This is a genomic window from Desulfoplanes sp. PS50, assembly GCF_053851535.1.
In genome coordinates this window covers 26,977-37,680 of record NZ_JBSPZA010000031.1, presented here as the reverse complement: position 1 = coordinate 37,680, position 10,704 = coordinate 26,977, and the positions used below count along the sequence as shown (strand labels likewise).

The window sequence follows — 10,704 nt, the reverse complement described above, 5'->3', positions numbered from 1 at the left end:
TTATGCAAAGCTAAAGTGAATGCTTAGCGAGCTTGCGAGCTGTAGCAGACCTTATGCAAAGCTAAAGTGAATGCTTAGCGAGCTTGCGAGCTGTAGCAGACCTTATGCAAAGCTAAAGTGAATGCTTAGCGAGCTTGCGAGCTGTAGCAGACCTTATGCAAAGCTAAAGTGAATGCTTGACGAGCTTGCAAGCCGTAGCAGACCTTATGCAAAGCTAAAGTGAATGCTTGGCGAGCTTGCGAGGTTAGCAGACCTTATGCAGAGCTGACGGGAGTCTGGATAGGGTTCCTCTCCCACACGCTCAATCCCTCACAATCGGTTCCGGCAATCTCACCAGTCAACACATTACTTTGCAAAGAGATCCTTTGCGGCAGGGCAAATCAGTAGTGATATCTCAACTGTGCAATAAGAATCGCATCATCACAGACCTTATAAATGAATCTATGTTCGTCATTTATCCGCCTTGACCAGTATCCGGAAAGGGCATGTTTGAGTGGTTCAGGCTTCCCGACCCCCTCGAAAGGGTTCCGTTCTATTTCCTTAATGAGTGTGTTGATCCGACGTAGCATCTTTTTGTCGGTTTTTTGCCAATAGAGATAGTCGTCCCAGGCATTGTCAGAAAAGATGAGCTTCACTCGAGCGGCTCCTTTTCAATACCATTGCCGTTTCCAAGTTGGGCAATAGATTCAAACAGCCGTCTTGTGTTTTTAGGTGAGCGCAATACGTAGGCGGTTTCTTCAAGGGCCTGGTAGTCCTCAAGAGACATGATGACCACAGATTCCGAGGATTTTCGGGTTACAATCATCGGGGCATGATCATTACAGACTTTTGCCATTGTTTTCGCAAGGTTTTGTCTTGCTGCTGTATAGGTTATAGCTTCCACTTCAGCACCTCCTGTACGTAATTCTGTACATATACAGCCGTAACTGTCAAGATCATTCCATCCCTCGCCATGTTTCCAAGGTATCGAGTAACGCCTGCTGGCGCAGTTCTGCGACTCACATTCCTTGCGGCAAGGTCAGCACATACTCCCGGATCTCATCGCGCACCCGCCTGAAATGGTTCAAGGCCTCTTCTTCACTCGCTGCCTCTTTTGCCAGAGACAGAATCCATTTCTGTCCCAATACAGAATTTTGATGATTGTCATTGTTTTGTTGCAAAAGACAAAAAGATGGACAGAAAACGGGTCTAGGTCAAGAACGCCCTGAACCATTATGGACAGACCATTGATGGCTTTTCTCATATCCGTACTCCCGGGAGCCAGATAGACCTTCGTACCGGTTCCGAGTGGAATCATGATATCCGCTCCAAAATCCGAAGAACCTGTTCCAGCGTTTCTGGATGAAAGCCATCGTGGATATCTATCCGGTATCGACCACTCGCTGTCAGAAAAATCAGACTGGATGAATTTGTCTGTCCGGAGGATGCATCAGACATGGAGATTGCAACTGGAATCAGTTCCTGCTGCTGAATTTTGTTCTTTTTAGCAGTAGCCAACTCCTTCTTCCAGTACCTGAACGTGGAAGTGCCCAGCCCTTGATTCTGGCAGAATTCCCGTTGAGTAAGACCGCTTTTTTCCCACGCATGGACTGCGGCTGACCAAAACGTGATTTTGTCTTTTCGTTTTATGGGGATGTTACGTTGGCGGGATTGAGTCATGAAAAGTTCCTCCTGATTGTATTGGAGAAACCTGTATCGCATATCGATTTGGGTGGGGGAATAAGGGGTTGGCTGGACGCTTACTTAGCAACAGAAGCCTGAGTAGCGCGGAAGCTCCATCACTTCGCCTGGTCAGAATATCCGGTCTTTTTTATGGAATTTTTCCTTGAGGTTGGTATGTGACCAAGGTAGATTATACTGTCAAAACGACCCAACCGATTTTGGAGGAGAATATGAAAAAGCTGCCCATCGGCATCCAGACGTTTGAGAATCTGATCGAGGAAGGGTATGCCTATGTGGACAAGACCCGGTTTATTGTTGAGATAGCCGCTCAGAATAAGTATTATTTTCTTTCCCGCCCGCGACGTTTCGGCAAAAGCCTTTTATTGAGTACGCTCAAGTCCGTTTTCGAGGGCAAACGCGAGCTGTTTCAGGGGTTGTATCTGTACGACAACTGGGACTGGAAGCAGACCCATCCTGTGGTGCACATCAGCTTCGGTTCGGGGGTTATGCGCTCGGTTCAGGATTTGAAAATCCGTTTTGGTTCTATTCTAGAAGACCATTTCGAAGCCTATGGCCTGAAGACGACAAAACAGGACCTGCGCGAGATGTTTCTTCAGCTCATCCGTCTGCTGGAAGAGCAAACAGGACAAAAAGCCGTAGTTCTTGTGGATGAATATGACAAACCGATTTTAGACAGTATCCACAAACCGGAACTGGCCGTGGAAATCCGGGATGAGCTCAAGAACTATTATTCCGTTTTAAAGGACAGTGACCCCTATCTACGTCTGATAGTTATCACCGGAGTCTCCAAATTCAGCAAGGTATCGTTATTCAGCGGGTTGAACAATCTAGAAGATATCACCCTCAGTCCTGAATTTTCCGCCTTGTGCGGCTACACCCAGCAGGATCTGGAAACGGTTTTTGCCGACTATCTTGAAGGTATTGATCTCAATGAGGTCCGCACCTGGTACAACGGCTATAACTGGCTGGGCGAAAAGGTCTATAATCCCTTTGATATTCTGCTGTTTTTGAAAAAAAGATCCTTTTCCAACTACTGGTTCGAGAGTGCCACCCCTACCTTTTTGCTCAAACTCCTCGAGGACCGAAAATATCCGGTTCCGCAATTAAACGATCTGCGGGTGGGAGAGAGTCTTTTGGGCAGCTTTGATGTGGACCACATCGAGGTGGAAAATCTGCTCTTTCAAACCGGATATCTGACCCTTGACGGCCAGGAAACCCTGGGCGGCATGCGGCGCTACACCCTGCGCTATCCCAATCAGGAGGTGCGTCAGAGCCTGGCTGATTATATTTTGAGCTATTTCACCACCACCCCGGTCGTGCAGCAGAACAACGCCTTTGCCCTGTATGAAATCTTGGAAAGCAATGATTTCGATCGGCTGCATGAGCTGTTTTATGCCTTTTTCGCCTCCATTCCCTATGATTGGTACCACAAGCAGCAGACTGCAGGGTATGAAGCCTATTACGCCTCCATTGTATATTGCTATTTTGCCGCCACAGGAATTGATGTGCACCCCCAGGTGCATACCAACAAGGGCCGTCTCGATCTGGTGGTGTATTTCAAGGACCGCATCTATCTGATAGAATTCAAGGTGCTGGAACAGTGCGGACCGGGAAAGGCCTTGGAGCAGATCAAGACCAAAGGATACGCAGAGCAATTTGCCGGGCAGGCGGTCTACCTGGTTGGCGTGGAATTTTCCAGTAAGGAGCGCAATATCACCCAGTTTGTGTGGGAGACCCTGGTAAAATAGAAGGGCAAGGGCATTGCACCGGGCAGGGGGAAGACGGTTTTAGGTTTTAGGTGTTAGGTGTTAGGTGTTAGGTGTTGAGTGCCACGACACCTGGGGCACGGGACGGGGAGTATTTCTGCCTTTCTTGACGTTCTTCTAGGTGAAAAAAGGTTGGTAACCGCGAAGGGCTAAACATATTTTGAAAGATTCTGCATATACCTTGTCCCCGCAGGTACGATCCACATTCCATCACGGAGGAAGATCATGAAAATACTCTTGCCTATGATTCTGACCATGCTGTTTGTCTGCATTCCCGTTCTTGTCATTGCAGCGACTGCGTCTGATGATCAGACAGCGTCCTCCGGAAACGAGACTGCCACATTCGCCGGCGGATGCTTCTGGTGCATGGAATCGGATTTCAAGAAACTTGACGGGGTTGTGCGGGTGATTTCCGGATATACCGGGGGAGACGCGATCAACCCCACATACGAGCAGGTTTCGTCCGGATCCACCGGTCATGTGGAGGCCGTCCAGGTGATCTATGATCCCACACAAATCACCTATGCCTTTCTGGTCGACTGGTTCTGGCGGCACATTAATCCCACGGATGCCAGGGGCCAGTTTGCGGACCGGGGTGAGCAATACGGATCCGCCCTCTTCTATCATGACAAGGGCCAGCAGGAAATCGCCCTGACCTCCAAAAAGGCGCTCGAGAACTCGGACATCTTTGATCAGCCCATTGTCACCGAGATAAGACCCCTTGCGAGCTTTTATCCGGCCGAGAGCTTTCACCAAAATTACCACATAAAAAACCGCGCAGGATACGCCCTCTACCGGGAGGGGTCCGGGCGAAACGCGTTTTTGCAAGCGACCTGGGGAGAGCGGCTGGACGCACGAACCATGGTCATCGGCACCGGGTTCATCAAACCCGACCCCAAAACATTGCGCACACTGCTTACCCCGCTTCAATACGAGGTCACCCAGAAATCCGGGACCGAACCGCCCTTTGACAACGCCTATTGGGACAACAAGGAAGCGGGCATCTATGTGGACATCGTCTCGGGCGAACCGCTCTTCAGTTCAACGGACACGTTCGATTCCGGCACGGGCTGGCCGAGCTTCACCCGGCCTCTTGAGCCCGAAAACATCGTCACCCGCCAGGACCGCTCCCTGTTCGCCGTGCGCACCGAGGTACGCAGCCGCCAGGCAGACAGCCATCTGGGCCATGTGTTTGACGACGGCCCCCCTCCCACGGGACTGCGCTTTTGCATCAACTCGGCAGCCCTTAGGTTCGTGCCCGTGGATGACCTGGAAAAAGAGGGTTATGGGGAATATGTGGAGCATTTCAGGAATAGGTTCGTGCCCGTGGATGACCTGGAAAAAGAGGGTTATGGGGAATATGTGGAGCATTTCAGGAAAAAGTAGGGGTGAGCCGGCCATGAGTTTTAGTATCTTACTCGTGGAAGTCCTCCATAAAAAACAAGAAAATCGAAAGATGTAAAACTGCACTCAACGCCCGGCATATTACATATGCCTCGAGGAGCAGAGGATCAGAGAAAAAACCAGAGGAGTGGATGACTATGGAGGTCAACGCACTGACAGGAGAAGTGATCGGATGCGCAATTGAGGTCCACAAAACAATCGGACCGGGGTTGCTTGAAAGTGTTTATGAGCAATGTCTGTGTCGTGAACTCTCTCTTCACCGGATATCCTTCAAACGTCAGGTAGCATATCCTGTGACTTATAAGGGAGTAAAAATCGATCTTGGTTACCGGATAGACATTATAGTTGAGAATATTCTATTGTTGGAATTAAAATCGGTGAGTGGGATTGAAGGTATTCATAAACAACAACTACTTACATATTTACGGGTGGCAGATAAGCCGATTGGCCTAATTCTGAATTTTAATGTTGAATGCATGAGAGATGGTGTTTGCAGAGTTGTGAATAAACTTAATAAAACAGGACTGGATATATTTACCGATTTTACAGAACAAAATCCTAGTGAATATGAAGATATTGCGGATGAAAAATTCTTATCTTTACATTATTGCGTTAGAAGGTAGTTTTTCCGTGTGTCTTTCTCTGATCCCCTGTTCCTCGAGCGAGCCTGCGAGCGGGCGTTGAAGCCTTTCTTGGGTTGCGGGCGTATGCCTGTTTTGGACGCCTGGATGAGAACAGATCAGCCCTGGTGTCTTCTCTGGACGTCTTGACGTCATGTCGTCAGAACGCTACCTGGAAACATCGATTCCCTTTTCAGGAGAAACATCATGGCAACCACGCCCAACAAACGTGCAACCATTTATTTTGATCCGGCTCTTCACCAGGCCCTGCGCCTGAAGGCGGCATCCACCCACAGATCCATCTCCGAGCTGGTCAACGAGGCGGTCAGGCTGACCATGCTTGAGGATCAGGAAGATATACACACCCTGGATATGCGAGCCGCTGAGCCCACCATGACCTACGAAGAACTGCTGGACGACCTGAAAGCTCATGGCAAACTATGAGATCGTCTTCAAACAGTCCGTGGCAAAGGATCTGCGATCAATCCCTTGCAAAGATGTCCGAAACATCCTCGAACGGATCGAAAAACTCGCTGAAAATCCCCGCCCCCGAGGATGCGTCCGTCTTGCGGGACGGGCTGCCTACCGGATCAGGCAGGGACTGTACCGGATCATCTACGAAATCCTGGATCAACAGGTCGTGGTCCAAATCGTCACAATCGGTCACCGCTGCCTGGTCTACCGCTAGCGGATATTTGGCTGACTCTCCGGCTTTTACATGCCTTCTTTTCGACCACCACGGCCTGCAGTCATCTTCTGACCATCCCCCTTCATGATCTCCGAAACCTTTGGCTATCTCCTTGCAGGCGCGGCCCTGGGTCTTGGTTCGGGACTTGCCCCCGGTCCCTTGCTGACCCTGGTTCTGACCCAGACCCTGCGCCATGGTCCCCGTGAAGGGATCAAGGTGGCCCTCTCACCCCTTTTGACCGATGGGCCGGTGCTCGTGGCCTCCATCCTGGCCCTTTCCTGGATCCAGACCTACCCGGCCCCCATGGGCATCATCTCCCTGGTCGGCTCGCTGGTGGTCGCCTTCTACGGCTACGACTGCTTCAGAGTTCGCGGTAAAGAAACCCAGCCGGTCCCCGTCAGCCCCCAGTCCCTCAAAAAAGGACTTCTGGCCAACCTGACCAATCCGCACATGTACCTCTTCTGGATCACGGTGGGCGCCCCGACCACGGTCCGGGCCCATGCAACCGGCCTTTTGGGATCGGCAGGATTTCTGCTTGGATTCTATGCCTGTCTGGTCGGCTCAAAGATCGTCCTGGCCCTGCTTACCGGCAGGTTCACCGCCTTTTTATCGAGCAGAGGCTATCTTTTCCTGATGCGCTTTCTGGGCCTGGTTCTCTTTGGCTTCGCGCTGATCCTGTTTCGGGATGGATTGGTATTTCTGGGAGTATGGGGGGAAGGATGAGTGAAGGGAGACGGGAGACGGGGAAAGGGAGACGGGAGGCGGGAGGCGGGAGGCGGGAAAAGTGAATGCTTAGCGAGCTTGCGAGCCTTAGCAGACCTTATGCAGAGTAAAAGTGAATGCTTAGCGAGCTTGCGAGCTTTAGCAGACCTTATGCAGAGTAAAAGTGAATGCTTAGCAAGCTTGCAAGCTTTAGCAGACCTTATACAAAGCTGACGGGAGGCGGGGCAGGATCCGTGGATTTTTACAACGAGCGGGGATTCAACCATGACACACAAGGATACTTTGGCCTATAAGGGTTATCTTGGAGAAACAACTTTTGATAAAGATGCAAAACTCTTTTATGGGCGTGTGATCAATACACGCGACACCATTACATTTCAATCGGACGATGCCAAACAGCTTGAACAGGAATTTCAGGCATCGGTCGACACCTATCTGGAATTCTGCCGTGAACTTGGCGAGCCCCCGGAAAAGCCGTATTCAGGAAAATTCGTTCTGCGACTGTCCCCTGAAGGCCACCGTGCAGTCGCATTGGCCGCTCAAATCGCAAACCAAAGTCTCAATACATGGGCAGCCCAACATCTTGTAAAACATGCAGAGCATGAATTGCAGCAGACAAATTGTGACTGAACAGGTATGAGTACCTTACGCAAAAGGTTCTGTAATAAAAAACAAGAAAATTTTATAACCGCTTGAACTTAAAACTTAAAACTTAAAACCTAAAACTGCGGCTTGGCCGCATTAACTTGTACTGTTTACGAAAGGCGACCGCCATCACGTCCGGTCGCCTTTCGCCATGTTTCCAAGGTATCGAGTAACGCCTTCTGACGCAGTTCTGCGGCTCACAATCCCCCAGGCAAGGTCAGCACATACTCCCGGATCTCATCGCGCAACCGCCTGAAATGGTTCAAAATTTCTTCTTCGCTCGCTGCCTCTTTTGCCAGGGACGGGGGATCGTCAAACCCATGGTGCACACGTTTGACCGGGCCGGGGAAAAACGGACAGGTCTCGTTCGCATGACCGCACAGGGTGATCACATAATCGAAATCCTGCCGGGGCAGTTCGTCAATGGTCTTTGACTGTTGTGCGGAAATGTCCACTCCGGCCTCCCCCATGACCTGGACCGCAAGGGGACTGAGTCCATGCTTCACAATCCCTGCGGAAAAGGCTTCGATCTCATCTGCCTTCAGCGCACGGGCAAAGCCTTCAGCCATCTGGCTGCGACAGGAATTGCCCGTGCATAAAAAAAGAATTTTCGTCTTTTGCATTGGATGCCTCGTGGTTGCAAAACAGGGTTCTGGTTGCGTGAACAGGCGGGCCTCAAGAGATGATGGTGAGGCCATGGGAAAAAATGCTAGGGAGAAGGGAGACACGGAGACGGACGACGGGAAAGAGTGAACTCTCCAAGATGAGCTCCTGTTGGACGTTACATGCGTGATCGGATTGCCCTTGCCAGCCACCAGTATATGCCTTACGTTTTGTTCCATGAGTAAGAAAATCCAATCAGCGCATGATCATGTGTTCAAGAACATTCTGGGCCGAGAGGACGTAGCAAGGGATTTTGTCCGCTACTACATGCCCGCAGAGATCACTTCGGAACTCGAACTTGACTCTTTGGAAGTCGCCTCGGAGTCATATATCAGCGACCACCTCCAGGAAAGCCTGTCGGATCTTGTTCTTACCATGCAGCTCAAAAGTGGCGATCCTGCCGAGGTGTACATCCTGATCGAGCATAAGAGCAGTTTGGGTACGTGGACCAAGCTGCAGCTTTTCAAATACATGAACGAGATGTGGCAGAAAGCCGCCAAGGCCAACAAGGAGCGGCTTCCTCTGATCGTTCCGTTGGTTTTTTACCACGGCAAGAAACAGTGGCGCTACAGCCTGGAGTTTTCCGATCTCTTTGACCTGCCCAATGAGACGTACAGGAAGTACATTCCCAAATTTGAGCACATCTTGCATGAAGTCCCAGCGGTCAATAAGCACAAGGTGGAATCGACCATAACGCTGGAAGTTTTCCACCTGGTTCTGGAGTATATTTTCTACCCGGATAAACGGGACAAGATTTACGAGTCCCTTACCCTGTTGTATCAGGGGCTGAGTGCCGAGGACGCCGGAGAGATTTTTCGGGTGCTGATAACGTATGTGCTCAGTGCCACCGAGGTCAGTCCCCAAGAAGTGGAAGAGAGCGTCAAACATCTTCCAGGAGGAGTTGAAACCGTGAGAACGACAGCAGACGTTTTACGAGAAGAAGGCTATGGGAAGGGAGTGCTTGTTGGAGAGCAGAAGGGTAGACTTGAAGGTAGACTTGAAGGCAGGCTTGAAGGCAAAGTTGAAAATGCCCGCGAGATGCTTTTGAAGACATTGCGAATGAAGTTCGACCTGGTCAAGCCCTCGATAGTGAACAACCTGCAATCCATTCATTCTGTCGAGGTGTTGGAGAATCTGTTTGAGCTGTCTTTTAAGTGCTCAAGCTTGGAAGAGTTTTCCAAGTATCTTGCTGCTGTCACGGACAATTGATCTCTGAAGAAATTATCTCCTTCTGGCTGCTCGGCAAGCGAGATAACGCGCGTAACTACTGCCCATAGATGATTTTCTTTTCGACCACCCGGCCTGCATTCATCTTCTGACCATCCCCCTTCAGGATCTCCGAAACCTTTGGCTATCTCCTTGCCGGCGCGGCCCTGGGCCTTGGCTCGGGACTTGCCCCCCGGCCCCTTGCTGACCCTGGTTCTGACCCAGACCCTGCGCCATGGTCCCCGCGAAGGGATCAAAGTGGCCTTCTCGCCCCTTTTGACCGATGGGCCGGTGCTCGTGGCCTCCATCCTGGCCCTTTCCTGGATCCAGGCCTACCCGGCCCCATGGGCATCATCTCTCTGGTCGGCGGGACAAATCAGTAGTGATATCTCAACTGTGCAATAAGAATCGCATCATCACAGACTTTATAAATGAATCTATGTTCGTCATTTATCCGCCTTGACCAGTATCCGGAAAGGGCTCCTTTTCAATACCGTTGCCGTTTCCAAGTTGGGCAATAGATTCAAACAGCCGTCTTGTGTTTTTAGGTGAGCGCAATACGTAAGCGGTTTCTTCAAGGGCCTGGTAGTCCTCAAGAGACATGATGACCACAGATTCCGAGGATTTTCGGGTTACAATCATCGGGGCATGATCATTACAGACTTTTGCCATTGTTTTCGCAAGGTTTTGTCTTGCTGCTGTATAGGTTATAGCTTCCACTTTAGCACCTCCTGTACATACAAGACCGTACGTGTAAAGATATTCCATCCCTCGCCATGTTTCCAAGGTATCGAGTAACGCCTTCTGACGCAGTTCTGCGACTCACAATCCTTTCGGCAAGGTCAGCACATACTCCCGGATCTCATCGCGCACCCGCCTGAAATGGTTCAAAGCCTCTTCTTCGCTCGCTGCCTCCTTTGCCAGGGACGGGGGATCGTCAAACCCATGGTGCACCCGTTTGACCGGGCCGGGGAAAAACGGGCAGGTCTCGTTCGCATGACCGCACAGGGTGATCACGTAATCGAAATCCTGCCGGGGTAGTTCGTCAATGGTCTTGGACTGCTGTGCGGCAATGTCCACTCCAGCCTCCCCCATGACCTGGACCGCCTGGGGACTGAGTCCATGCTTCACGATCCCTGCGGAAAAGGCTTCGATCTCATCAGCCTTCAGCGCATGGGCAAAGCCTTCGGCCATCTGGCTGCGGCAGGAATTGCCCGTGCATAAAAAGAGAATTTTCGTCTTTTGCATTGGATGCCTCGTGGTTGCAAAATAGGGTTCTGGTTGCGTGAACAGGCGGGCCTCAAGG

At 50.8% G+C, this 10,704-nt stretch carries 17 protein-coding genes; 9 read left to right on the top strand and 8 right to left on the bottom strand.

Annotation, left to right across the window (positions count from 1 at the left end; genetic code table 11):
• Nucleotides 1-380: 380 nt before the first annotated feature.
• From ACTVJH_RS13075 to tnpA, 4 genes are all read right to left on the bottom strand, one after another.
• On the bottom strand, nt 381-635 hold the full coding sequence (locus tag ACTVJH_RS13075) for a Txe/YoeB family addiction module toxin (RefSeq protein ID WP_455991472.1): 255 nt from the start codon (nt 633-635) through the stop codon (nt 381-383).
• Entirely contained in the window at nt 632-883 is a 252-nt protein-coding gene (locus tag ACTVJH_RS13070; protein ID WP_455991470.1) for a type II toxin-antitoxin system Phd/YefM family antitoxin, read from the bottom strand. Before ACTVJH_RS13070 ends, ACTVJH_RS13075 begins: the two co-directional genes overlap by 4 nt.
• A 180-nt stretch (nt 884-1,063) precedes the next feature.
• The gene (gene tnpB, locus ACTVJH_RS13065) at nt 1,064-1,213 is read right to left on the bottom strand and encodes an IS66 family insertion sequence element accessory protein TnpB (protein ID WP_455991478.1); all 150 of its coding nucleotides are present in this window, start codon (nt 1,211-1,213) and stop codon (nt 1,064-1,066) included.
• Nucleotides 1,214-1,293: 80 nt separating this feature from the next.
• Nucleotides 1,294-1,659 carry an IS66 family insertion sequence element accessory protein TnpA gene (gene tnpA / locus ACTVJH_RS13060; protein WP_455991468.1) on the bottom strand — a complete coding sequence of 122 codons (366 nt, stop codon included), beginning with the start codon at nt 1,657-1,659 and terminating at the stop codon, nt 1,294-1,296.
• Nucleotides 1,660-1,892: 233 nt separating this feature from the next.
• Between tnpA and ACTVJH_RS13055 the strand changes: the two genes are divergently transcribed.
• From ACTVJH_RS13055 to ACTVJH_RS13025, 7 genes are all read left to right on the top strand, one after another.
• Entirely contained in the window at nt 1,893-3,431 is a 1,539-nt protein-coding gene (locus tag ACTVJH_RS13055) for an AAA family ATPase (protein ID WP_455991466.1), read from the top strand.
• Nucleotides 3,432-3,674: 243 nt separating this feature from the next.
• Nucleotides 3,675-4,835, top strand: a complete 1,161-nt coding sequence (gene msrB, locus ACTVJH_RS13050; RefSeq protein ID WP_455991464.1) for a peptide-methionine (R)-S-oxide reductase MsrB — start codon at nt 3,675-3,677, stop codon at nt 4,833-4,835.
• A gap of 155 nt (nt 4,836-4,990) precedes the next feature.
• Nucleotides 4,991-5,476: a GxxExxY protein gene (locus ACTVJH_RS13045; RefSeq protein WP_455991462.1), complete on the top strand. Its 486-nt coding sequence runs from the start codon at nt 4,991-4,993 to the stop codon at nt 5,474-5,476.
• A gap of 204 nt (nt 5,477-5,680) precedes the next feature.
• On the top strand, nt 5,681-5,917 hold the full coding sequence (locus ACTVJH_RS13040; RefSeq protein WP_455991460.1) for a CopG family transcriptional regulator: 237 nt from the start codon (nt 5,681-5,683) through the stop codon (nt 5,915-5,917).
• Entirely contained in the window at nt 5,904-6,161 is a 258-nt protein-coding gene (locus ACTVJH_RS13035; protein ID WP_455991458.1) for a type II toxin-antitoxin system RelE family toxin, read from the top strand. Before ACTVJH_RS13040 ends, ACTVJH_RS13035 begins: the two co-directional genes overlap by 14 nt.
• 84 nt (nt 6,162-6,245) lie before the next feature.
• Nucleotides 6,246-6,884 carry a LysE family transporter gene (locus ACTVJH_RS13030; RefSeq protein ID WP_455991456.1) on the top strand — a complete coding sequence of 213 codons (639 nt, stop codon included), beginning with the start codon at nt 6,246-6,248 and terminating at the stop codon, nt 6,882-6,884.
• Between the two features lie 264 nt (nt 6,885-7,148).
• Entirely contained in the window at nt 7,149-7,514 is a 366-nt protein-coding gene (locus ACTVJH_RS13025; protein WP_455991454.1) for a type II toxin-antitoxin system HicB family antitoxin, read from the top strand.
• A 212-nt stretch (nt 7,515-7,726) separates the two neighbouring features.
• On the opposite strand, the gene ACTVJH_RS13020 is transcribed toward ACTVJH_RS13025, so the two are convergent.
• Nucleotides 7,727-8,152, bottom strand: a complete 426-nt coding sequence (locus ACTVJH_RS13020; RefSeq protein WP_455991452.1) for an arsenate reductase ArsC — start codon at nt 8,150-8,152, stop codon at nt 7,727-7,729.
• 217 nt (nt 8,153-8,369) lie between these two features.
• On the opposite strand from ACTVJH_RS13020, the gene ACTVJH_RS13015 reads away from it, so the two are divergent.
• Together ACTVJH_RS13015 and ACTVJH_RS13010 are read left to right on the top strand one after the other, a co-directional pair.
• Nucleotides 8,370-9,401: an Rpn family recombination-promoting nuclease/putative transposase gene (locus ACTVJH_RS13015; RefSeq protein ID WP_455991450.1), complete on the top strand. Its 1,032-nt coding sequence runs from the start codon at nt 8,370-8,372 to the stop codon at nt 9,399-9,401.
• A 138-nt stretch (nt 9,402-9,539) separates the two neighbouring features.
• A complete protein-coding gene (locus tag ACTVJH_RS13010; protein ID WP_455991448.1) occupies nt 9,540-9,803 on the top strand; it encodes a hypothetical protein in 264 nt (87 codons plus the stop codon).
• Here ACTVJH_RS13010 and ACTVJH_RS13005 read toward each other — a convergent pair.
• The 3 genes from ACTVJH_RS13005 to ACTVJH_RS12995 form a co-directional block, all read right to left on the bottom strand.
• The gene (locus ACTVJH_RS13005; RefSeq protein WP_455991476.1) at nt 9,775-9,852 is read right to left on the bottom strand and encodes a type II toxin-antitoxin system YoeB family toxin; all 78 of its coding nucleotides are present in this window, start codon (nt 9,850-9,852) and stop codon (nt 9,775-9,777) included. The two genes, ACTVJH_RS13010 and ACTVJH_RS13005, sit on opposite strands and share 29 nt — an antisense overlap.
• Entirely contained in the window at nt 9,849-10,118 is a 270-nt protein-coding gene (locus tag ACTVJH_RS13000) for a type II toxin-antitoxin system Phd/YefM family antitoxin (protein WP_455991446.1), read from the bottom strand. Before ACTVJH_RS13000 ends, ACTVJH_RS13005 begins: the two co-directional genes overlap by 4 nt.
• A gap of 102 nt (nt 10,119-10,220) precedes the next feature.
• On the bottom strand, nt 10,221-10,646 hold the full coding sequence (locus ACTVJH_RS12995; RefSeq protein ID WP_455991444.1) for an arsenate reductase ArsC: 426 nt from the start codon (nt 10,644-10,646) through the stop codon (nt 10,221-10,223).
• Between the last annotated feature and the right edge of the window lie 58 nt (nt 10,647-10,704).

What these genes read in the sequence shown, in the direction of transcription:
- msrB (WP_455991464.1), top strand. Translation starts at nt 3,675, where the DNA reads ATGAAAATACTCTTGCCTATGATTCTGACCATGCTGTTTGTCTGCATT.
- ACTVJH_RS13020 (WP_455991452.1), bottom strand. Translation starts at nt 8,152, where the DNA reads ATGCAAAAGACGAAAATTCTTTTTTTATGCACGGGCAATTCCTGTCGC.
- tnpB (WP_455991478.1), bottom strand. Translation starts at nt 1,213, where the DNA reads ATGGTTCAGGGCGTTCTTGACCTAGACCCGTTTTCTGTCCATCTTTTT.
- ACTVJH_RS13045 (WP_455991462.1), top strand. Translation starts at nt 4,991, where the DNA reads ATGGAGGTCAACGCACTGACAGGAGAAGTGATCGGATGCGCAATTGAG.
- ACTVJH_RS12995 (WP_455991444.1), bottom strand. Translation starts at nt 10,646, where the DNA reads ATGCAAAAGACGAAAATTCTCTTTTTATGCACGGGCAATTCCTGCCGC.
- tnpA (WP_455991468.1), bottom strand. Translation starts at nt 1,659, where the DNA reads ATGACTCAATCCCGCCAACGTAACATCCCCATAAAACGAAAAGACAAA.
- ACTVJH_RS13015 (WP_455991450.1), top strand. Translation starts at nt 8,370, where the DNA reads ATGAGTAAGAAAATCCAATCAGCGCATGATCATGTGTTCAAGAACATT.
- ACTVJH_RS13030 (WP_455991456.1), top strand. Translation starts at nt 6,246, where the DNA reads ATGATCTCCGAAACCTTTGGCTATCTCCTTGCAGGCGCGGCCCTGGGT.
- ACTVJH_RS13040 (WP_455991460.1), top strand. Translation starts at nt 5,681, where the DNA reads ATGGCAACCACGCCCAACAAACGTGCAACCATTTATTTTGATCCGGCT.
- ACTVJH_RS13055 (WP_455991466.1), top strand. Translation starts at nt 1,893, where the DNA reads ATGAAAAAGCTGCCCATCGGCATCCAGACGTTTGAGAATCTGATCGAG.
- ACTVJH_RS13025 (WP_455991454.1), top strand. Translation starts at nt 7,149, where the DNA reads ATGACACACAAGGATACTTTGGCCTATAAGGGTTATCTTGGAGAAACA.
- ACTVJH_RS13035 (WP_455991458.1), top strand. Translation starts at nt 5,904, where the DNA reads ATGGCAAACTATGAGATCGTCTTCAAACAGTCCGTGGCAAAGGATCTG.